18 protein-coding genes are annotated in these 20,662 nt (G+C 57.7%); 8 read left to right on the forward strand and 10 right to left on the reverse strand.

Features of this window, described 5'->3' with window-relative positions; translation table 11 throughout:
* Nucleotides 1–51: 51 nt before the first annotated feature.
* From J4D97_RS19650 to J4D97_RS19660, 3 genes are all read left to right on the forward strand, one after another.
* Nucleotides 52–1,305 (forward strand): DUF6600 domain-containing protein, encoded by a 1,254-nt coding sequence (locus tag J4D97_RS19650; RefSeq protein WP_208309054.1) that lies wholly within the window; start codon nt 52–54, stop codon nt 1,303–1,305.
* A gap of 323 nt (nt 1,306–1,628) precedes the next feature.
* Nucleotides 1,629–3,722 (forward strand): phosphate acetyltransferase, encoded by a 2,094-nt coding sequence (gene pta / locus J4D97_RS19655; RefSeq protein ID WP_208309055.1) that lies wholly within the window; start codon nt 1,629–1,631, stop codon nt 3,720–3,722.
* A 192-nt stretch (nt 3,723–3,914) separates the two neighbouring features.
* Nucleotides 3,915–4,856 (forward strand): DUF808 domain-containing protein, encoded by a 942-nt coding sequence (locus tag J4D97_RS19660; RefSeq protein ID WP_208309056.1) that lies wholly within the window; start codon nt 3,915–3,917, stop codon nt 4,854–4,856.
* A gap of 25 nt (nt 4,857–4,881) precedes the next feature.
* Here J4D97_RS19660 and J4D97_RS19665 read toward each other — a convergent pair whose 3' ends face one another.
* Entirely contained in the window at nt 4,882–5,373 is a 492-nt protein-coding gene (locus J4D97_RS19665; protein ID WP_208309057.1) for a hypothetical protein, read from the reverse strand.
* Between the two features lie 163 nt (nt 5,374–5,536).
* Here J4D97_RS19665 and J4D97_RS19670 point away from each other — a divergent pair, with 163 nt between their 5' ends.
* The gene (locus J4D97_RS19670) at nt 5,537–6,739 is read left to right on the forward strand and encodes an acetate/propionate family kinase (RefSeq protein ID WP_208309058.1); all 1,203 of its coding nucleotides are present in this window, start codon (nt 5,537–5,539) and stop codon (nt 6,737–6,739) included.
* Between the two features lie 128 nt (nt 6,740–6,867).
* Here the strand turns inward: J4D97_RS19670 and J4D97_RS19675 are convergent, their stop codons facing one another.
* A complete protein-coding gene (locus J4D97_RS19675) occupies nt 6,868–7,332 on the reverse strand; it encodes a MaoC family dehydratase (protein WP_208309059.1) in 465 nt (154 codons plus the stop codon).
* Nucleotides 7,333–7,552: 220 nt separating this feature from the next.
* Between J4D97_RS19675 and ricT the strand changes: the two genes are divergently transcribed.
* Nucleotides 7,553–9,235 carry a regulatory iron-sulfur-containing complex subunit RicT gene (gene ricT / locus J4D97_RS19680; protein WP_208309060.1) on the forward strand — a complete coding sequence of 561 codons (1,683 nt, stop codon included), beginning with the start codon at nt 7,553–7,555 and terminating at the stop codon, nt 9,233–9,235.
* A gap of 7 nt (nt 9,236–9,242) precedes the next feature.
* The gene (locus J4D97_RS19685) at nt 9,243–9,737 is read left to right on the forward strand and encodes a gliding motility lipoprotein GldH (protein ID WP_208309061.1); all 495 of its coding nucleotides are present in this window, start codon (nt 9,243–9,245) and stop codon (nt 9,735–9,737) included.
* A gap of 96 nt (nt 9,738–9,833) precedes the next feature.
* Here J4D97_RS19685 and J4D97_RS19690 read toward each other — a convergent pair whose 3' ends face one another.
* On the reverse strand, nt 9,834–10,025 hold the full coding sequence (locus J4D97_RS19690; RefSeq protein ID WP_185281201.1) for a cold-shock protein: 192 nt from the start codon (nt 10,023–10,025) through the stop codon (nt 9,834–9,836).
* 268 nt (nt 10,026–10,293) lie between these two features.
* On the opposite strand from J4D97_RS19690, the gene J4D97_RS19695 reads away from it, so the two are divergent.
* Nucleotides 10,294–11,898, forward strand: a complete 1,605-nt coding sequence (locus J4D97_RS19695) for a hypothetical protein (RefSeq protein WP_208309062.1) — start codon at nt 10,294–10,296, stop codon at nt 11,896–11,898.
* Nucleotides 11,899–11,995: 97 nt separating this feature from the next.
* Here J4D97_RS19695 and J4D97_RS19700 read toward each other — a convergent pair whose 3' ends face one another.
* The 7 genes from J4D97_RS19700 to J4D97_RS19730 all read right to left on the reverse strand — a co-directional run bounded on the left by J4D97_RS19700 (nt 11,996) and on the right by J4D97_RS19730 (nt 19,904).
* Nucleotides 11,996–13,264 (reverse strand): ATP-binding response regulator, encoded by a 1,269-nt coding sequence (locus J4D97_RS19700; RefSeq protein WP_208309063.1) that lies wholly within the window; start codon nt 13,262–13,264, stop codon nt 11,996–11,998.
* A 10-nt stretch (nt 13,265–13,274) separates the two neighbouring features.
* The gene (locus J4D97_RS19705; RefSeq protein ID WP_185281198.1) at nt 13,275–13,721 is read right to left on the reverse strand and encodes a response regulator; all 447 of its coding nucleotides are present in this window, start codon (nt 13,719–13,721) and stop codon (nt 13,275–13,277) included.
* A complete protein-coding gene (locus tag J4D97_RS19710; protein ID WP_208309064.1) occupies nt 13,718–16,033 on the reverse strand; it encodes an ATP-binding protein in 2,316 nt (771 codons plus the stop codon). The genes J4D97_RS19705 and J4D97_RS19710 overlap by 4 nt, the downstream gene beginning before the upstream one ends.
* Entirely contained in the window at nt 16,015–16,593 is a 579-nt protein-coding gene (locus tag J4D97_RS19715) for a biliverdin-producing heme oxygenase (RefSeq protein WP_208309065.1), read from the reverse strand. Before J4D97_RS19715 ends, J4D97_RS19710 begins: the two co-directional genes overlap by 19 nt.
* A 208-nt stretch (nt 16,594–16,801) precedes the next feature.
* On the reverse strand, nt 16,802–17,683 hold the full coding sequence (locus J4D97_RS19720) for an SDR family oxidoreductase (protein WP_208309066.1): 882 nt from the start codon (nt 17,681–17,683) through the stop codon (nt 16,802–16,804).
* A gap of 263 nt (nt 17,684–17,946) precedes the next feature.
* The gene (locus tag J4D97_RS19725; protein WP_208309067.1) at nt 17,947–18,810 is read right to left on the reverse strand and encodes a hypothetical protein; all 864 of its coding nucleotides are present in this window, start codon (nt 18,808–18,810) and stop codon (nt 17,947–17,949) included.
* 77 nt (nt 18,811–18,887) lie between these two features.
* Nucleotides 18,888–19,904 carry a ComEA family DNA-binding protein gene (locus tag J4D97_RS19730; protein ID WP_208309068.1) on the reverse strand — a complete coding sequence of 339 codons (1,017 nt, stop codon included), beginning with the start codon at nt 19,902–19,904 and terminating at the stop codon, nt 18,888–18,890.
* A gap of 145 nt (nt 19,905–20,049) precedes the next feature.
* On the opposite strand from J4D97_RS19730, the gene J4D97_RS19735 reads away from it, so the two are divergent.
* The gene (locus tag J4D97_RS19735) at nt 20,050–20,661 is read left to right on the forward strand and encodes a DinB family protein (RefSeq protein WP_185281192.1); all 612 of its coding nucleotides are present in this window, start codon (nt 20,050–20,052) and stop codon (nt 20,659–20,661) included.
* Nucleotide 20,662 lies beyond the last annotated feature (1 nt).

Genomic DNA, 20,662 nt, shown 5'->3' on the forward strand with positions numbered 1-20,662 from the left:
GTACGGCCTGCCCCCAGCCAAGCTGCTCTCACGCTTTAACTTCTTATTTCCATGATAACCTTACTAAAAAGAAGCGGTCTGGTTTGGGCGCTGGGGTTGGTGCTGAGTGCGCTGACTCCTCGGCTGGCTGCGGCGCAGCCCAGCGTCAGCGTCACGTACCAAACCTTCTACGACGAGCTGAGTCCCTACGGCCGCTGGGTGCAAGACCCCGATTATGGTTATGTGTGGCTGCCCAACGTCGGCCCCGACTTCCAACCCTATAGCACTAACGGCTACTGGGCCATGACGGAATACGGCAACACCTGGGTGTCGAATTACGATTGGGGCTGGGCGCCCTTCCATTACGGCCGCTGGCGCTATTCCGATTACTACGGCTGGAGCTGGCTGCCCGGCACCGAATGGGGACCAGCCTGGGTGAGCTGGCGCAGCGGCGGCGGCTACTACGGCTGGGCACCGCTGGGACCCAGCGTAAACATCAACGTGTCTTTCGGGCCGCGTTATGTGGTGCCTAATACGGCCTGGGTGTTTGTACCGCAGCAGTACGTGGTGAGCCCGCGCTGGCACGACTACTATGTGCGGCCCGCCCGCAACGTCACCATCATCAACAATACTACCATCATCAACAACACCTACGTGCAGAACAACCGCACGTATGTGACCGGCCCGCGCCGGAGCGAGCTGGAGGCCGTGACCCGCAACCGCGTGAACGTCTACAACGTGAGCAACGTGAACCGCCCAGGCCGCGTGGCGATGCAGCAAAACTCTCTCGGCTTTTACCGACCCGATGTTCGCGCCGGCCGCGCCGATGCACCGCGCAACGTGGAGCGTCGCTTTGACAATGGCGCAGACAACCGCGGCGACTACCGCAGCCGTGAACGAGGTAGGGTAGTGAGTGCCGGCTCCGACAACCGCCCCGAGTACGGCGCCACGCGGGACTCGCGGGACAGAAGCAGCTACAACCAGCCGCGTACCCTGGCCGATGCTGGCCGCGCCTACCCCGCGCAACGGGCAGAGCGTCAGGAGCGTTTTGGGGAGGCCGCTACTGGTAGCCCTGAGCGCTCCGCGTGGAGCGGCTACGGTGGCCGTGGTCGGGTAGGGCAAAGCAGTGGTATGCAGCCGGAGCGTCAGCCCGTCCGGCAGCGCGAAAGCCAAGGTCAGTGGCAGCGGACAGAGCAAGTGCCGCAACGCCAGCAGGCAGCGCCCCAGCGCCAGCAGATGCAGGAGCTGCCAGCCGGCCGTAGCGAGCAAAACGAGGGTGGCCGCTCGTTTGGGCAAGGCGGCGGTAGCCGCGGTCGGGTGCGGTAGTTTGAGTACACTGTTTTTCTAGCCTATAAGCCCTACCCAGTGCAATGCTGGGTAGGGCTTTTTGGTGTTCTAGTGGGTTAGGTCGGGGTCTACGGGCTATGGCATATGTTGAAGTTGACAAACAGCGTTTGAAGTAACACTGCTGCACAAAGGTGCTTCATAGCCTGGCGCTTCAGTCCTAACACATCTAAGCCGCTACCACGCCGTACCCTTGACTTGGTCGGTTGCGTAAGAGAGGCTGCCATACCTTCGGGCGCTACCTGATCGGTGCAGTCTTATCTGGCACTACCCTTTCCTGCTCACACTTTCATGCTGTCTTGTTCATGACCAAAACTGTCTTCATTGCCACGGCCGAACCGTATAGCGGCAAATCCCTGATAGCCTTGGGCTTAGTGAATATGCTACTCAGCAAAGCACAGAAAGTGGGCTACTTCAAGCCCATTATTGATGCAAGCCCACGGGAGAAGAAGGACGTGCGCCTCCAAACGGTGCTGCAACATTTCAAGCTGCCCATTGCCTATGAAGACACCTATGCCTATACCCGCCCGGAGGTATTGCGGCTGATTGAAACCAACGGCCAAGGCGAAATTATCGATACCATTATTCACAAATTCAAGCAGATAGAAGAGAATTACGATTTCACGGTGGTGGAGGGTAGCGACTTTGTGGGACCGGGCACGGCTTTCGAATTTGGCTACAATGCTCAGATTGCCAAGAACCTGGGCGCCCCGGTTATTTTAGTGCTTTCGGGCGACGATAAACCGACCGCCCAGATCATCAATACCGTGCTCACTACCCTCCGCAGCTTCGAAACCAACGAGGTGCAGGTGCTGATGGTGGTCGTGAACAAGGTAGCGCCCCAGCAACTCGACGACGTGCGCCAACTGCTGGAAACCCAACTGCCCGCCGAACTAATCTTGGCTGTGATACCGGCTGAGAAAGAGTTGTCGCAGCCCACCATGCGCGAGATTTACGAAGGGCTGGGCGCCAAGCTGCTGTTCGGGGAAGAGTCGCTGACCAACCAAGTCGACAACTTCGTGACGGGCGCTATGCAAGTGCCCAACTTCCTGAACTTTCTCAAGCCCAACGTGCTGATTGTGACGCCCGGCGACCGGGGCGACATTATTATCTGTGCGTTGCAGGCCAACCTATCGGCCAGCTACCCGCGGGTGGCGGGTATTGTGCTCACGGCCGGCTCGGAGCCGGAAGCGCCCGTGTTGCGGCTGATTGAGGGTTTGCAAACGGTAGTGCCGATTATAGCCGTTTCCACGGGTACCTTCGAAACTAGCACGCGCGTGGCGGCCATCAAGTCGCGCATCACGCCCGATAACACCCGCAAGATTCGGTTGGCTATCAACACCTTCGAGCGCTACGTGAATAGGGAGGCGCTGGAGGAAAAGATGGTGAGCTTCCGCTCCGAGGGCATCACGCCGCACATGTTTCAGTACCGCTTGTTGCAATGGGCCAAGCGCCAGCGCAAGCACATTGTGCTACCCGAAGGCAACGACGACCGTATCCTACGGGCTGCCGCCCACCTGCTGCGCCAGGAGGTGGTAGACCTTACCATCTTGGGCAACCCCGACGAGGTAGCGGCTTCCGTGAAGCGCCTGGGCCTGAACCTACCGCTGGGCCACCTTCAGATTGTGGACCCGGTGCAGTCGCCGCACTACCCCGAGTACGTGGAGACCTTCTACGAGCTACGCAAGGCCAAGGGCGTGAACCAGGATATGGCCCGCGACCTGCTCCGCGATGTGTCCTACTTCGGCTCGATGATGGTGTACAAAGGCCACGCCGACGGCATGGTGTCGGGGGCGGTGCACACCACCCAGCACACTATTCGGCCGGCCTTGCAGTTCATCAAGACCAAACCAGGCATGTCGGTGGTGTCGTCGGTGTTCTTTATGTGCTTACCCGACCGCGTGGCCGTATTCGGCGACTGTGCCGTGAACCCCAACCCCACCGCCGAGCAGCTGGCTGAAATTGCCATGGCCTCCGCCGACAGCAGCAAGGCCTTCGGTATCGAGCCGCGGGTAGCCATGCTGTCCTACTCCTCGGGCACATCCGGCGAGGGCGCCGATGTAGACAAAGTGCGCAAGGCCACCCAATTGGTCCGCGAAAAACGCCCCGACCTGAAAGTGGAAGGCCCCATCCAATACGACGCCGCCGTAGACCCGTTGGTGGGCCGCCAGAAGCTGCCCGGCTCCGAGGTGGCTGGCCAGGCCAGCGTGCTCATCTTCCCCGACCTCAACACCGGCAACAACACCTACAAAGCCGTGCAGCGCGAAACTGGTGCCCTGGCCATCGGTCCCGTGTTGCAGGGCCTCAACAAACCCGTAAACGACCTCAGCCGCGGCTGCACCGTAGATGATATTCTGAATACCGTAATTATTACGGCTATTCAGGCGCAGCAGGGGTAAGGGCTGATGCAGGCCTCGCGCAGAAAGGAATAGCTGTAATGCTGCCGTTCCCTGTAACTTGCTGCTGCTTGTGCAAGCACAAAGCAAACGAACGTCATGCTTCGGCTACGCTCAGCATGACGTTCTAGAAAATTTAATTGAGAATACTACCGCCGTTCTCAAAACATACCTACACCCCTCCATCAACACTGTATGCCCTCCGGATTTTTTGCCTTACTAGATGATATATCGGCCTTGGTGAAGGCCAGTGCAGCCAGTTTGGATGATGTGCCTACCCAGATAGCCAAGACAACCGGCAAAGTATCCGGCATCGTGATTGACGATACGGCCGTTACGCCCAAGTATGTGGTAGGGCTCGACCCATCCCGCGAGCTGTCTATTATCTTTCAGATTGCCAAGAAGTCACTGATTAACAAGCTGCTGATTTTAAGCCCAGCGGCTTTGCTACTCGGCTATTTTGCTCCGTGGGCCATTACGCCCATTCTAATGGTAGGCGGCGCGTATCTGTGCTTCGAAGGATACGAAAAGGTGCATTCCATGTTCAGCAAAAGCCACGAGGCAGATCCTGAAAGCGAAGACGTAAAAGTTATTACGCCCGAGGAGCTGGAAAAGCAGCGGGTAGCCAGCGCCGTACGCACCGATATTATTCTGTCTGCCGAAATTATGGCCATTGCCTACAGCCAGGTAACCGGCCAGCCCATCACAAACCAGATTCTGGTGATGCTGGCCGTAGCCGTATTTATTACGGTAGGGGTATACGGCTTCGTGGGCCTCATCGTGAAAATGGATGACATAGGCGTGCACTTTGCCAAAGGCGACTACAGTCCTACTGTCCAAAGCATCGGGCGCGGCATGGTAAAGTTTATGCCGAAGTTTCTACTCATCCTGGGGTACGTGGGTACGGCTGCCATGCTGTGGGTAGGCGCCGAAATTATTGCCCACGGCATTCCGTTCACCGCCCATTTGCTGCACGAGCTAGAACATTCTCTAGCCAACATACCAGCAATAGCTTGGCTGGCGAAGGTACTGGCATGCGGTATTTTCGGGTTGGCTGTTGGGTTTATTATTGAAAAGATAGTAGGGGTAGTGAAGAAGGTAGTGCCTGGTAAGGATAAGAAAGAATCGGCAATATGATAGTTAAATAAATGTATTACTATTATCAGGAGTAAGTATTTTGTTGCTTTAAAGATAGTAGCCTTGATTTATCAATTCTTCTTTTGTTTTGCTGTTGTAACAGAGAAGGGTATAAGTTCATGAGCGTATTTACAATCATGAGGATTGTAGCAAATAAGTATTGCTGATTGAATATTTTAAAAAGGACAAAAGGTAAAACGAATACGAAGGCAATCAAATGATCTATTTCAGATTTGGTCATTTCGTAACGTAAAATCTTTAGTTCTGAAGCAGTAATTCTTCCGTTAAGCTTTAGCTTTTGATTAAAAAATTTAAAAAATGTGTTCTTTATAATCCACTTGATAATGTAGAGTCCAATATTTCTGTTTGTGTCTTCATCTCTGATAAAATTTAGATTTGATAATTTGTTTTTATAAAAATACGTTTCTTTTATAAAGGCACTGATAATAAGTCCAATAATCCAAGAAATAAATATTATAGAAATACTAGATGTTAAATAACCGAGCGCTAGTTTCATTGGTCTGTTCTCTCAAGCTGGAAGAAATAGTGCTGATTGAAATTCAAGGTGAATAGTAGTACTTCTATTCAATAGTTAGCAAGTTAAAGATTGCAACGTAGTCGTCGTTATTAGATTAGCGTTGCACAGCGACAGATACACTTTAAGAGTGATTTTACCACCCATGAACATCTTCGTTATCAACTGCGGCAGCAGCTCCATCAAGTATCAACTGTTTCGCTGGCCTACCGAGCAGCCGGTGTGCAGCGGGCTGGTAGAGCGCATCGGGGCCGACAATGCCACCATCACCCACAAGGTGTTCAACGAAGCCAACGACTCCACCACCCAGCAGCTCACACTAGCCCTACCCGACCACGAGGCCGGCCTGCGCGAAGTAGTGCGCTTGCTGACGGACCCTACCGCCGGCGTGCTCCGCGACCCGGCTGAAATTGGGGTAGTAGGCCACCGCGTGGTACACGGCGGGGAAAGCTTTGCTGCTACCACGTTTATTGATGAAGAAGTGAAGGCGGAAATTCGGCGGCTGTTTGCGCTGGCGCCCCTGCACAACCCCGCCAATCTGCTGGGTATTGAGGTGGCCGAGCGCATCTTCCCGCAGGCCCGGCAAGTGGCGGTGTTCGATACGGCTTTTCACCAAACCCTACCCGAATACGCTTTCCGCTACGCCCTACCCGAAGCCTTATACACTGAGCAGCGCATCCGGGTGTACGGCTTCCACGGCACCAGCCACAAATACGTGGCCGAGCAAGCCACTGCCTACTTGGGCAAGCCCGATGCCCGCCTCATCACCATTCACCTGGGCAACGGGTGCAGCATGGCCGCCGTGCGGGGCAATAAGTCGTTGGATACCAGCATGGGCTTTGGGCCGTTGGCGGGCTTGGTGATGGGCACCCGCTCCGGCGACCTCGACCCCTCGGTGGTGTTCCATCTGTTGCAGGAACTGCACTACACGCCCGCGCAAGTCAGCAATTTGCTGAACAAGGAAAGTGGCATGCTGGGCCTCACCGGCTTCAGCGACATGCGCGACATCACGGCGGCCCTCAACCAAGGCGACGCCCGCGCCCAACTGGCCTACGACCTCTACACCTACCGCATCCGCAAATACATTGGTGCCTACGCCGCTGTGCTTAACGGCCTCGATGCGCTGGTGTTCACGGCCGGGGTAGGCGAAAACGACGCACTGGTGCGCCAACTGGCTTGCCAGCATCTAGAGTTCTTCGGCGTTCAGCTCGACGAAGTCAAGAACCAAACCCGGGCGCCCGGCCTGCGCGAAATCAATCTGCCTGAGTCGCGGGTGAAGGTGTTGGTGGTGCCCACCAACGAGGAGCTGGAAATAGCGCAGCAGTGCGCGGCGTTGGTGGAAGGGTAGCCATCCTTTTTCGTGTCATCCTGAGCGTAGCGAAGGACCTTATCACGCATGAACGAGTCGTTGTTACGTCTATCGTTCTCACGTGATAAGGTCCTTCGCTACGCTCAGGATGACACGAAAAAGGATGGCTACATGAAATGATACAAAAACGTAATCACGCCGTTGTACGCGGGTTTCTTCTGGCCTTTGATTTCCATCTTTACCTCAATGCGGGCTTTGGCGACGCCGCGCAAATCTTTCACGGATAGTAATTTGGCATACAAACGCACTTGGCTATCCACGAGTACGGGCTGGTTGAAGCGCAGCTGCTCTATTTCGTAGTTCACCTGGAGCTTCAGGTTTTCAATGGCGATAATCTGGTTCCAGAAGTAGGGTAGGAGCGAGACGGTAAGGTAGCCGTGCGCGATGGGTGCCCCAAACGGCGACTCCGTTTTGGCTCGCTCGGCATCCACGTGAATCCACTGGTGGTCGAGGGTAGCAGCGGCAAACTGGTTGATCTGCTCCTGGGTGATGGTGAAGTAGTCCGAAATGCCCAGCTCCTGCCCTTCGTGTTGCAGGAGTTCGGCGAGGCTACGGATGGTGAGTTGGCTCATGGTGCGAGAAAGAGTAGTGTAGGTTGATGCTGCAAGTATAGGCAGTTGTGCACAGTTGCCGTGCGTACGGGGTAGGGCAGGCTGCTGGTTACAAGATTACTTTTCGGCGTAGTTCACCCCAAAATAGACGGCTTACCCCCGTACCCTCTAATTCTGTATCTTTGTTGAAACCCGATTTCGTGCGGCTTTAGGCCGCCTCATCATAGATAGATTATTAGCCGTGGCTTGCACTTCCTGTTCCTCCGGGGGCGGCTGCTCTACTACGTCCGTTGGGGGCTGTGGCTCCAAAGGGAGCTGTAGTTCTGGCGGCTGCAACCGACTAAACGTATTCGACTGGCTCCAGGACGTAGACCTGCCCAGTGATTTTAAAGGGTTCGACATTGTCGAAATCCGTTTCAAAGGTGGTCGTAAAGACTTCTACCGCAACGCTTCCTACCTCCCGCTCACCACAGGTGATGCCGTGGTGATAGAAGCGGCCGGCAATGGCTGGCACCTGGGCCACGTGTCGCTGAAGGGCGAGCTGGTGCGCCTGCAAATGAAGAAGAAAAAGGTACCCACCGACAGCAAGGAGATTCGCAACATCCTGCGCATTGCCTCGCCCGACGACGTGGAGCGCTGGGAAGCCGTGCGCGACCTGGAAACCGGTACCATGTTCCGAGCCCGCTCGGTGGTAGAAGAACTGCGCCTGAAAATGAAGCTCTCCGACGTGGAGTACCAGGCCGACCGCACCCGCGCCACCTTCTTCTACTCGGCCGACGACCGGGTGGATTTCCGTGACCTGATCAAGCGTCTGGCCGACGAGTTTCGGGTGCGGGTGGAGATGCGCCAGATTTCGCTGCGCCACGAGGCCGGCCGCCTGGGCGGCATCGGTTCGTGCGGGCGGGAGCTGTGCTGCTCCACCTGGCTCACCGACTTCAAGAGTGTGAGCACTACTGCGGCCCGCTACCAGAACCTCAGCCTGAACCCAGCCAAGCTCTCGGGTCAGTGCGGGCGCCTGAAGTGCTGCCTGAACTACGAATTAGACACCTACCTCGATGCCCTGAAGGATATTCCGCAGGTGCAGCGCCCGTTGCAAACCGAGCGCGGCGACGCGTTTTTGCAGAAGACCGACATCTTCAAGAAGCGCATGTGGTTTGCCTTCCGCGGCGACAACAACTGGGTAATGCTGCCTGTTGAGCGTGTGCGCGAAGTGCAGGAGATGAACAAGCGCGGCGAAAAGCCCGAAAACCTGCTGCCGCCCGTGCGCGAGGAAGACAAAGCGCCCGACCTCTCGGCCATCGTAGAGGGTAGCCTCGACCGCCTCGACGATAAGATTGCCGCCTCCAAACGCGGCAAGCGCAAGCGCAAAGGCGGCCCCGGCGAAGTGGAAAACACAGCCCGTCCGGCGCGTCCGCCCCGGTCGGCTACCTCAGAGCGTCCAGAAAGAGCAGAGCGTCCTGAACGGCCCGAACGAACGGAGCGACCAGAACGCTCTGAGCGCACCCGTGGCGGCGACCGGCCACCCCGGCTGGCCGCACCCGATACTGAGGCGCCTACCCCCTCAGCTGGCGAGGCAGCCGGAGCATCGGAAGAAAGCCGCCGGCCGCGTGGCGCGGCTGCCAAGCCGCTGAACCGCCGCAACAACCGTGGCCGCGGCGAAAAAGGCGACAAAGCAGAACGGCCTCAGAGCCTCGAAGGGCGCCCTACCCCAGAAGGTGGTGCCCCTCGCGAGGAACGTCCGCCCCGCTCCAACAACGACCGGCGCCCGCCCCGTGCAGCCTCGCCCGACGGCGGCGAAGCCTCCGCTCGCCCCAACGGCAACCCCCGCCACCGCGACGACCGCAACCGTCGGCGCGGCGACCGGCCCGGCCGCACAGGCGGCGGCGATGCGCCCACACCTCCTACCCCTCCTGCGGCTTCCTAATTCTTGTATGCATCGTTATTTTCGTTTTCCATCGTTGCTATTGGGGCTAGTGCTGGTAACCTTACTGGCAGCCTGTAACCCCGATCAGGTGTTTGAGAAAAACCTCGATTTTGATGACCGCACGTGGGCGGTACAGGAAAAGCCCACGTTCGAGTTTCAGATTGAGGATACTACGCAACGGTATGATGTGTACTTCAATGTGCGCAACACGTCGTCGTACGGCTACTACAACCTGTATGTGCGGCACACACTGATAGGCCCCGACGGCAAGCAGATTTCGCGGCTCCTGCACCAGATGATTCTAATGGACCCGCAAACCGGCGAGCCACTGGGTAGCGGCGCCGGCGACATCTTCGACCACCAGTTTCTGGCGCTGCCCCGGCAGCAGTTTCACCGGCCGGGTACTTACAAAGTGATGCTGGAGCAGTATATGCGCCAGGATCAGCTACCCGATATTATGGCGGTAGGCGTGCGCGTAGTAAAAAGTCCTACCGCTCAGTAGTACGCTTCTAACTACCTACCCTGCATAAATGAAAAGCGCCCCGGCTCACGTGAGCCGGGGCGCTTTTTGTTGGCACTCAGCCAAAAAGTGAGCCGCTTAGATGCGCTCTACCTTCACGGCGTTCAGGCCTTTCTTGCCGTCGATGACATCGAAAGAAACTCGGTCGTTCTCTTGGATTTCGTGAATCAGACCGGTTTGGTGTACAAAAATTTCCTGGTTGGTATCATCCTGCACGATGAAGCCGTAGCCTTTGGCTTCGTTGAAGAATTTTACGGTACCCGTTTTCATGGGATGCAATGGTAATGGTTGAGTTAGCGAATCGAGGGTAAATCTACGGGTATTTCTGTATTCGCTGCTGCACCAGAAGCAGACGAAATCGTGGCCGGAATATGACGCAGCTTGGCTGTAGCGAGGTAGGCTACAACACTGGAATTTGCTGTTCGTGAAGAGGATAAGCCAAGATTTTTCTAGGCCTAAGCTTAACTCAGAGAGAAACCGGCGCGTATAAAAATAAACATCCACCCACCTATTTTCTCACCAAACCCACCCCCACACCATGGAAACGAAAGAGAAAAACCAGAACAACCAGGATAATAATTCGTCGAACGATACTTCCCTGACCAACAAAACGGGGCAGGATGCCAAGATGGGTGCCGACGCCAGCCAGACATTGGCGAACAATCCCAATCAGCCAGAAACTCCCGGCATGAAATCCGGCGACGATAAAGAGAAGAATGCCGTGTCTAGCCAGTCGCTGGCTAACTCGGAAATGAGCGTAGGCAAAGGCGCTGTAACGGGCGAGAAAGGCAACCAGCAAAATAAGGAAGCTAATCCGGCCGATATGAAGGCTTCATCGTCGAAGAACAACGCTAAGTCTTCGACGGACAAAGACAAGAAGCAGCCTACCATGGCACAAGCCAGCGGCAAAGACAAAGACAAGAAATCGGACAGCAGCAAGCAGGCATTAACCAATGTAGCTGGCAACAGCAATGTGGACGATGCCAGCAACAGTACCACCGATATGTACCGCGACCATGAGCGCCGCGAGAATGAAGACAGCGGCGCCGGCCGCGGCGAGTTTGGCAGCCAGGGCTACGGCGGTACAAATGGTGGCTATGGAAACCAGTACCGCGAGCCCCAAACCCGCGGCAACTACTACAACGATGAACAAGACCGGCGCTATGGTGGCAACTACGGCTCCGGCGGCTACCATCCCCAAGACGACCACAACCGCGACCGACGCAATGCCCCGCACTACGGCAGTGACTACGACCGTAGCTACCAGGGAGCTTATAACCGGTCGTATTCTTCCACCCAAAATTCTAATGCTATGAACAACGAAAATCAACGTCGTGATTCGTACGATAATCAGAATCGCGGTAATCAGAATCGCTATAACGACGACAATAACCGCAACAACCAGCGCGGCAACGATGACTACCGTGGCAACTCGCAAGGCTGGATGAACAATTCATCCAATCAGCAAGGCAACTATCGCAACGACAACAACCACCAAGGCGGCTTCCAGAACGACAACGGTTCTCGTCAGGGTCGCGGCGGCTATAGCAACGACTACGGCAACTCTTCGATGGGCGGCAGCAACTACGGCGAAAACCGGGGCTACGATGCCAACCGCAGCAGCTATGGCAACGAGTACCGCAACCAGGATGAAGATTACCGCTCGTCGCGCGGCGGCTACGACAACCAAGGCTCGCAGCAAGGCCCCGACCGTAATAACTACGGCAACGGCTATGGCCGCTCGAATAACTACGGCGACCAGCAGCGTGGCGGCCGCCAAAACGATGAGCAATACGGCGGCAACTCGCGCAACGACAGCTACCGCAACGACTACAACCGCTCGGATGAGCGCGACCGGGGCGGCTACGGCAACGGCCGCAACAGCTATGGCGGCAACAGCAACAGCGGCTATGGCTCGCAGGGCGGTTCCTACAACGATGAGTACGGCTCCGCGAACCGCAACCAGAACGGCAGCTGGCAGGGTTCGCCCGACCGTGGCGACTACCGCTCCGAGGACCGCAACCAGCAGAACTACGGGGAGCAGCGCCGCGACCAATACCGCAACCAGCGCAACGATTCGGACTACGGCTCGGCTCCCCGCCGCAACCGTGGCCGGGACAACGATGATGAAAACCGCAACTAAGCGCGCCTCATTTGAACACCACTAAAAAAGGCCTCCCCACAATGGGGAGGCCTTTTTGTTGCTAGGAGGGTAGGATAATAGGAAAGCCCTACACTTCTTATTCAGGATGCTCATGCTTTTGCAGGTAGATGCGGAAGGTAGTGCCTTGCCCTACTTCGCTTTCCACCTCAATATGCCCTCCATGCGACTGCACCAAGCGGTTTACCAAGAACAAGCCAAGTCCGGTGCCTTCGCCCGCATCGGGGTGGAAGCGGCGGAACAGCTGAAACAACTCGGCGCCGTGGCGCTTCAGGTCGATGCCCAGGCCGTTGTCCCGCACTTCGAGTACGGAGGCATCGTGGAGCACCTGGGTGCGCAGGTGAATGATAGGCCGCCGGTCGGGGTGGTGGTACTTGAGCGCATTAGCCAGCAGGTTGAGCAAGATGGTGCGCAGATTGCTGCGCACGTACTGCAACGAGGGTAGGGCGTCGAAATCAGTGGAAACCGTGGCCTGTTCGGCTAGCAGCTGCGGGCGCAGGGTTTGCAGCACATCGGCCATGAGCGAAGGCAAATCCAACTCCTCTTGTACGTGCGTGCCGGGTAGGCGCTCCACCTGCACAGCCGCCGCCAGATCGGTAATAGTAGAGGTGAGGTTCTGCAACGATTCGTCAATCAGGCGGAGCAGAACGCCTTCCTCGGGGTCGTGGAAGGTGGCGGCGCGGCGTAGCTCGTCGAACAGGCCACGCAGGTTATTCACGGGCTGCCGCAAATCGTGCGAGGCCGCGTATACAAAGTTGTCGAGGTCGGCGTTGGTGCGGGCCAGTTGTTGGTTGGCGGTAGCCAGTTCTTGGTTGCGCAGGCGCACCTCCTCGTTGGCAGCCAGCAGTTGGGCGTTGGTGTCGTCTACCTGCTGGCGGGCGGCCGTGAGCTCGGCTAGTGAATCGCGCAGGTCCTGGTTGACGGCCTGCAACTGGCCGTGATACTGGGCCTGGTACTGGCGCCACTCGTTTTTCTCAATGGCGTGGATAACTGTTTTATACAGCAACTCGGGGTCGAATTGCTGCTTTACCAAGTAGTCGAGGGCGCCACTGCTGAGGGCGCGCACGGCCAGGGTTTCGCTGCCGCCGCCCGTAATCATCACCACGCACAGCGTATTAAGCGGCGTGCGCTGCTTCAACTCGGCCAGCACTTCCAGCCCATCGGTATCCAATAAGTTATAATCCAGCAGAACGCAATCGGGGCGGTGAGTTTCAAATAGCTCCACGCCTGTTTCCCCCGAATCGGCCTCATAAATGGTCATACGCTCCTGCCCAGCCTGTTTGTCGAGGTAGCGTTTGTAGAGCATCCGGTCCTGCTCATTGTCATCAATGAGTAAAATCTTTTTCAAGGGTAGAAGCTTAAATAGAAAGCGGCAACTGCGACGACTGTAGCCAATATTGGATAATTAATTCAACTTTTTCTTCGAGCACGGTGTACTCAATCGGCTTGGTGAGGTAGCTATTGGCACCCAGGCGGTAGCACTCCTCCACGTCGCGACGGTTGGCGGAAGTGGTGAATACAATCACCGGAATAGACAGCAACCGGGGGTCATGCTTGAGTACATCGAGCACATCCCGGCCATCGGTGCCGGGCATGTTCAGATCAAGCAAGATGAAAGCCGGCAGATGGGCAGGCCAATCGGGGTGCTTGCCGTAGCCCTGCAAGTACTCCAGCGCCTGGTCGCCGTCTTCGCAGCGCAGCAGTTGGTTGGGGAGGGCATGTTTGCGAAAGGCCCGTCCCAGCGCCGTAAAATCTTCCAGACTATCTTCCACCACCAGGATGGGTTGGGTGAAGGGAACTATCATAGAGCTTTGGGAAGAGAGAAATAAAAGGTGGCACCTTGTCCAAGTACGGATTCAACCCACAATTTGCCACCATGTTTTTCAATCATTTTTTTGGCGATGGCGAGGCCGGCACCCGTGCCGCCGCCATATTTGTCCTGCGAGTGCAACCGCTTGAAAATCTTGAAGATATTTTCGTGGTGCTTTGGGTCGATGCCAATGCCTTGGTCGCGCACGTAAAACACATCAAACTGCTCCGGTGACGGAAAATCTGCTACAGAGGAGGCATTGGCCGCGGCTACCCCGATGGTAACGTATTTCTCCGGGTCGTTGCTATAGCGCATAGCATTGGTAATCAAGTTATTGAATACCTCGCCCAAACGGATTGGGTCAGCCAGGATGGTAGGGAGCGGGCCAGCTACCGTAACGGTGGTGTGGGTTTGTTCCAGGCGAGGAGCCAGTAGCTCCAGCACGCCGCCTACCAGCTCGTTCATATCCGTCGGGATGGGTACGAGGTCCAGGCGGCCTACCCGCGAAATTTGCAGCAACGACTCAATAAGTGCCTCCATGCGCTGGCTGAGCCGCACCAGCGTTTGGAGCTTGCTTACGCCTTCCGCATCGAGGCGGTCGGCGTAGTCTTCGAGTAGAAAAATGGAATAGTTGTGAATGCCGCGCAAGGGCTCTTTCAGATCGTGCGAGGCCACGTAGGCGAAGGAGTCCAGCTCGTCGTTGCTGCGTTCCAGCTCGGCATTGAGGCGGTTGAGGCTGATAGCGCGGGCTTGCAGCTCGTTGAAAATCTTGAGACGGATATCGGCAATGTGCAGGCGCAGTTCCTGGGCTGCTTCTATTTCCAACGGCAACCAGGCGGCGGCCGTGTTTTCTACCGTTTGCTTCCAAGCCTCAAACGACTGCCGCGGCGACAGAAAAATCTGACCGTCGGCCTTGGTTTCCACCTTCTGCGTGCGGCCAGCCCACGTAACGGTCTGGAGTTGCTCGGGCCGAAACCACAGGATATAGTCGTTGGCCGCCTGGGCCAGCGTGATGGCCAGAATGCCACTGGCCGTGCTCCGAATAGCTACCCCGTCGGGATTGAGCTGGGCGTAGGAATCGGTATGGAAAACATCTTCCGGCGCATGCTGTCGTAGCCACGCTACTACATCCTGTATCTGGTTGGGGGTAGGAGTGGAGCCCAACGTAACAATCTCGCCCTCAAAGCAAATAGCAGCGCCACCACACGCAAATACATCCAGCAGCGTGGCTGTGTGCTGATATAAGCCGGTTATGAAATCGGCCGAACTGTTCATCTGCTCAAACAGCCGCGCCTGGGTTTTCTGAAGATGCAGCTGATAGGCCTGCTGGTCCTGCTTTTCTTTGGTAGGAAGTATGGCCGAAAAGGTTTTGCCGATAAACAGGCATAGCTCCCGCAGCTCGTAGCTCACCAAATGCGGTGTAAGGTGGTGGCAGGTAATCATGCCCCACAGCCTTCCCTCCCGAATGACGGAAATGGTCATGGTGGCCGCCGAGCCCATGTTATGCAGATACTCTAGGTGGATGGGCGACACGCTACGCAGCACGGCGTGCGTCATATCGGGGGGGCGGCCCGTGGTGGGGTTGCGCACCGGCACCAGCAGTGCCGGCCGGTAAGAAGCATCCGGAATGAAGCGCAGCCAATTTTTGAGGTACATGGCCCGCGCCTGCTGCGGAATATCGGTAGCGGGGTAGTGCAGGCCCAGCCACGGGTCTAGGTCGGGGCGGATGGCTTCGGCTACTACTTCACCGCTCTCGTCGGCTGCAAAGCGGTACATAGCTACCCGGTCGAACCCCGTGATGCTGCGCACCTGCTCCACGGCGTGCTGGCAGAAGTCGAGCACGGTGGTGGCACTCAGCATCTGGCCCAGGGCCGTGTTCAGGGTAGTTAAATCCACTACGCCGGGGCTGTTGGAATCAACCGGCTCGAACTCGGCCCACAGCAGACCATCGTAGCGGTGCACGATGAGCTTGTAGAAGGGTTGCTCGGACGTGTGGTGTAGTTGCACGCCTAGCAGTTTGGGCGTTTCCGTGAGGGTAGGCCACAGGGCATCTAGCTCTGCTAGCTGCGCGGGGGGGAGCAGCCGCTCCAGGCCCGCACCTAGCAACTCCTCAGCTGGAATGCCGAGCAGAGACTGCGTGTTTGCGCTGGCCTGCACCACGTGCTGCGTCTGCTCATCCAGGCACAGCAGAAATCCATACGGCTGCACCGACCCTGGAATATGAATCGGCTCCCGGTCACAGTTGGTGAGGGTAGTCGGCATGTCCGACAAAAGTTCGCTGGTAGAGCTTACGGTTGACTGATCCACGCGTGTAAGTGTTGAAAGGTAAGCACGGCCGACGGCACAATTTCTGTCTGCTCCTCGGCGGTAGCCGCTGCCGTCAGCAGCTGACAAAAACTTTTCCACATTGGCCCTGTGCGCTCTGCGTAGCCTGTAAAATAGGCTTGCAGCGGAATGTCGGCCTTGGCCAATTGCCGCCGAATCACTTGTCCGCCCAGGGTAGAGCCTTCCAGCACATACATAGCGCCCAGCAATTGCGCACGGGTATGCAGCGGTGGCAAGGTAGGGCAAAGCGCCGGCACCGACGCGTCATCGGTCTGCGTCAAATCCTCCAGAATCAGGTGGGCACGGTAGCGCTGGTCTAGCTGCCATTCTGGCCCAAATGCGGCGGCATGTGCCCGCAGCTGGGTTTCGTAGGGCTGCAAAAAACCATACATCCGGCGTAGAAAATGCGCCGTAGCCGCCTGCGAAACCGTTCCTGCCGTCAGCTCCTGATTGAACGTGTTTTGCTCCAGCGCATCATGGTACGGCCGGGTTTCAACGCGCAATTGGGACAGAATAGCAGGATGCTCGGCAGTAGCGGACATAAGCGGATGGGATGGAAAAGAACAGTAAAAGTAACCGCTCAGCTGAAAAGTTTCCGGTTGCGAGTTGTCAAGGCGCGTGTCATCCTGAGCAGCGCGAAGGACCTTGTCACAGTAGAGCAAGTCGTTGCAACGTCTGTTGTTCGCACGTGATAAGGTCCTTCGCGCTACTCAGGATGACACGCGCCTTGACACTCCTATTTAAAACCAACTAGTCTTCCGGCTGAAACAGGGCCTTGTAATCATTAGCAAACTGCTGAATAGTATGGGGCGCATGGCCGGCAAGGGAGGCTACCTCATCGGTAACGGTGGCGGCGTGGCCGGCGCGGTAGTCAGCATATAGCGCCAGCAATTCCTCTACCCGCTCGGCGGGCAGCTCCTGCATGGCCGTGCGCGCATCTTCATCCGAAACCGGCACATAAGTTACTTCCCGACCGGTGCCCTGGCTGAGCGCCTCGGCTACCTGCTGGCCAGTGAGAGCCGCCGGACCAGTGAGGTGGTACGCTCGGCCGGCATGGGTAGCGGGGTCGGAGGTGAGTAGGGTAGCGGCGGCGGCGGCAATGTCGCGCACATCAATGTAGGCTACTTGTGCTTCGGCCAAGGGCATATAGAACTTGCCCTCGTCGCGGATGGTAGCGCAGTGCTGCTCCACAAAGTTTTGCATGAAGCCCTCGGGGCGCAGTGTGGCGTACGTCAGGCCGCTAGCGGCTACTAGTTGCTCTATCTCGTGGTGGCGGCGGTCAATTTCGATTTGCGCGTCGCGGCCAGCGCCGGCGGCCGAAAGCTGCACCAGCTGCCGCACGCCGGCTTTTTGGGCCGCGTCTATGAAGAGTCGGGCCAGTTCCACTTGGTCGGAGGTAGGCGGGGGAAGCAGGAACACCCGCTCGGCCCCGGTCAGGGCCACGGCCAGCGTTTCGGGCTTGTGGTAGTCTATTTCCACTAGCTGCACATCGGGGTTGAGGTGCTTCAGCCGGTCACCTTTAATAATTGAGTGTACGCCCGCCCGAACCGTGACGCCACGGTTGGCCAGTGCTTTTACCAGTTCAGTGCCAATGGTGCCCGTAGCGCCGGTAACCAGAATGGTAGATGCCATGATATAGGAATTATGAGTTGCGAGTTTGTGAAGCTGATGGATGTCAGACGGAATACGCATGTCATCCTGAGCATGTGGCGCATCAAGCTAGTGCCAAAGGACCTTATGCCAGTCGAACGAGCCGTTGGTACGTCAGTCGTTCTGGCGTGAGAAGGTCCTTTGGCACTGGCTTGATGCGCCACATGCTCAGGATGACAGATGCTTTGACAGCGCATACCTGTTTCTTACGGCAACAGGCGCAAAACAGCCAACCGGGGCAGGTGCTACCGCTGCGTTACTTGGTAGAGCCGGCCTTTCTCGCTGCTGATGATAAAATCATGATTGTTGAGAAACGACAGAGCTTCCACCTGGTTGTCAATGGGTAGGCGCAGCATTTGCTTGGCACCGTCGAACAATCGTTTGCCGTGCTCTCGCTGAAACAGAAACACCCGACCTTGCCCCAGCAGGGCCACCGTGCGGCCATTGGGGCTGAGGTCGGCGGCCGTAATCCACGTATCGAGCAATAGGCTATCGGCCAGCCGGGCCACGTAGGTGCCGGGGCTAGCAGGCAGCACGTACTGCTTCACCCACAGGTCCTCAGGGCTGCGGTTCTTGGTGAATAGGTAGAGGCTATCCTGCGAGTAATAAAAGGCTTCGCAATCGAAGTTGCGCTGGCTTTTCTTGGGCGGAAACGCCCGCTGATCGGAGTAGGCAAACCGGATGGTATCGACTTGCCGAAAAGTAGGGCCGCTGAGCCGGTAGATAGCCAGGTTGCGGCGCTTGTTCTGGTTGTTGCCGAAGTCGCCGAGGTAGAGGCGCTGCTCATCGTCGTGGGCCAGGTCTTCCCAGTCGATGTTGGTGAGCGGGGCCAGGTCCAGGGTTTTCAGCAAGTCGCCCTGGCGGGTAATCTGGTAGAGGCGGGAGCTGTTGCCGCCGTCGCTGTGGGTCCACAGGTCGCCTACCTTGTTGGCCGGCGCCAGCCCCGAGTTTTCCATCACTTTGCTTTTCGGCAGCCGCCCTACCTGCTCCACGGTATAGCGCCGGCTCACATCCACAAACTCGCCGCGAGTTGATGTTTCACCGCACCCGCTTAGTAGTATACAGGATAGCCCTAGGGAAAATAAAGCGTTGCGAGGAAGGTCGCGCATGGCGTGGTGAGGTACAGAAAGGCAGAATAGTTGCCCCGCATACGTAGACCGTGCCAGCGCAGATGCTCCCATTGCACCTAGAGACGCAGGTAAGGCAAGAGCTTCTCATACGTGGCCTCGTCCAAAATGCGAATCTGGCGCAGGTCGGTGGCCTGGCGGAAGGGGCCGTGCTGCTGGCGGTAAGCCACTACTACCCGCGCCAGGCGCTTGCCCACGTAGGGGTGCGCCTGTAGCAGCTCAAAGGGGGCATTGTTGATGTCGATGGGGGTAGGGGCGAAGCTGCCCGTCACGAAGGTGTATTTGCGCAGGCTATCTACCAGGTCGGGCGCGTCGCGCAGGCTATAGATTTCGGCCAACTGCCCGGCCCGCACAAAGCCACCCAGCCGCGCCCGGTACTCCACCACTCGCGCCGACAATCCCCGCCCGATGCCGCGAATCTGCATGAGCTGGGTGGTATCGGCCGTGTTCAGATCGAAGGCCGCCAGGTGGGTAGGCTTGCGCGGAAACTTGCTGGCAGGGTAGGGCGCCCGCTCCGAAAATTTCCGGTCGAAGGCTTTTTCCCGGTTGGCGTAGGCACCGCGGGCGGGCAGCGTTTCGGGTAGCTGCATGTAGGGCGCCAACCGCTGGTACACCGAATCGGGCAGGCCGTAGGTGCGCTGGATTTGCTCTTTGGCTTTGAAGCCGCCTATTACGTCGCGAAAATGCACCAGGCGCTCGGCTAGAAAGTGGCGCAGGCCGCGGGCTTCCCAGTCGCGGGCCGTCAGGGCATTAGGATCGAAGGGAGCCAGCGCCACCTGGGGCACTACGGGGTAGCGGCTGGGGTAGGCGCGGCGGGCGTAGCGGGCGGCTTCGGGCTGGCGCCGGGCGGCCAGCTCAGTGGTCAGTTGATCGAGTTGGCGTTGGTCGGCCGCTGGGTTGTAGTGGGGTAGGGCGGGCCGCAGCAGCATCGGCACAAACAACCATGCCAGCAGGAGCAATAGCAGGACCAGAAAGCCAGAGGTTTCGCGGCGCGAAAAGCCAAAGTAGCGCCGCACGAGTGTAGGCAGCCAGGCAGCACGTTTGCGTGGGGTAGGAGCGGGCTTGAGGCCGGGCATAGAGTTGTAGCTTAGCGATAGAGCATAAAGGCAATAGCCAGAGAATGATTATCTAAAATCGGGCCGCGGCAACTATGCAGGCGCGGAAACCCGCCCGCATAGTTGCCTCTACGCCCCCGCTGCCGTATCATTACTGTTTCTTCCGATGTTCCTTCCCGGAGCCAGCCTCCGGCCACCGCCCGCTATGAGCCAGCCCGCTACCCGCACCACCGACTTCCTCGACCAGCTCACGGCCGATCTGCGCGCCTTACAGGACACCGTAGCGCAGGATTTTCGGCCCCTCACCGACGACCAGCTGAACCGTCGGCCCGGCCCTGGCAAGTGGAGCGTGGGGCAGTGTCTGGAGCATCTCAACATCATTGGAGGCCTCTACCTGCCCGTGATAGCGCACAAGCTGCAACAGGCCCAAACCCGCACCTCCCGCCCCGCCGACACCGTGAAGCGCGGCCTAGTAGGACGCCGCCTCACCGAGGCCATGCGCGTGCCGGCCAGCGAAAAAGCTACCAAAACGCCCCAGCAGTACGCGCCCAGCGGCTCCCGCCTGCCGCGCACGGTAATAGAAGTGTTCAACCGGCAGGCCGATGAGCTGCTGACGCTGCTGCAACAGGCGCGCGAAGTCAACATCAACTCCATCCGCATCCCCAACGTGGTAATCCCGTTGCTGCGCCTGCGTCTCACCGACCAGCTGGAGCTGCTGGTGGTGCACGCCCAACGCCACATTGCCCAGGCCGAGCGCGTGCTAGAAGGCGGCAAATAGG

It is taken from the genome of Hymenobacter defluvii (assembly GCF_017589435.1).
In the GTDB taxonomy this organism is placed as follows: domain Bacteria; phylum Bacteroidota; class Bacteroidia; order Cytophagales; family Hymenobacteraceae; genus Hymenobacter; species Hymenobacter profundi.

What these genes read in the sequence shown, in the direction of transcription:
- J4D97_RS19650 (WP_208309054.1), top strand. Translation starts at nt 52, where the DNA reads ATGATAACCTTACTAAAAAGAAGCGGTCTGGTTTGGGCGCTGGGGTTG.
- J4D97_RS19725 (WP_208309067.1), bottom strand. Translation starts at nt 18,810, where the DNA reads ATGCGCGACCTTCCTCGCAACGCTTTATTTTCCCTAGGGCTATCCTGT.
- J4D97_RS19735 (WP_185281192.1), top strand. Translation starts at nt 20,050, where the DNA reads ATGTTCCTTCCCGGAGCCAGCCTCCGGCCACCGCCCGCTATGAGCCAG.
- J4D97_RS19675 (WP_208309059.1), bottom strand. Translation starts at nt 7,332, where the DNA reads ATGAGCCAACTCACCATCCGTAGCCTCGCCGAACTCCTGCAACACGAA.
- J4D97_RS19695 (WP_208309062.1), top strand. Translation starts at nt 10,294, where the DNA reads ATGGAAACGAAAGAGAAAAACCAGAACAACCAGGATAATAATTCGTCG.
- J4D97_RS19670 (WP_208309058.1), top strand. Translation starts at nt 5,537, where the DNA reads ATGAACATCTTCGTTATCAACTGCGGCAGCAGCTCCATCAAGTATCAA.
- J4D97_RS19730 (WP_208309068.1), bottom strand. Translation starts at nt 19,904, where the DNA reads ATGCCCGGCCTCAAGCCCGCTCCTACCCCACGCAAACGTGCTGCCTGG.
- J4D97_RS19705 (WP_185281198.1), bottom strand. Translation starts at nt 13,721, where the DNA reads ATGATAGTTCCCTTCACCCAACCCATCCTGGTGGTGGAAGATAGTCTG.
- pta (WP_208309055.1), top strand. Translation starts at nt 1,629, where the DNA reads ATGACCAAAACTGTCTTCATTGCCACGGCCGAACCGTATAGCGGCAAA.
- J4D97_RS19665 (WP_208309057.1), bottom strand. Translation starts at nt 5,373, where the DNA reads ATGAAACTAGCGCTCGGTTATTTAACATCTAGTATTTCTATAATATTT.
- J4D97_RS19685 (WP_208309061.1), top strand. Translation starts at nt 9,243, where the DNA reads ATGCATCGTTATTTTCGTTTTCCATCGTTGCTATTGGGGCTAGTGCTG.
- J4D97_RS19690 (WP_185281201.1), bottom strand. Translation starts at nt 10,025, where the DNA reads ATGAAAACGGGTACCGTAAAATTCTTCAACGAAGCCAAAGGCTACGGC.
- J4D97_RS19720 (WP_208309066.1), bottom strand. Translation starts at nt 17,683, where the DNA reads ATGGCATCTACCATTCTGGTTACCGGCGCTACGGGCACCATTGGCACT.
- J4D97_RS19715 (WP_208309065.1), bottom strand. Translation starts at nt 16,593, where the DNA reads ATGTCCGCTACTGCCGAGCATCCTGCTATTCTGTCCCAATTGCGCGTT.
- J4D97_RS19660 (WP_208309056.1), top strand. Translation starts at nt 3,915, where the DNA reads ATGCCCTCCGGATTTTTTGCCTTACTAGATGATATATCGGCCTTGGTG.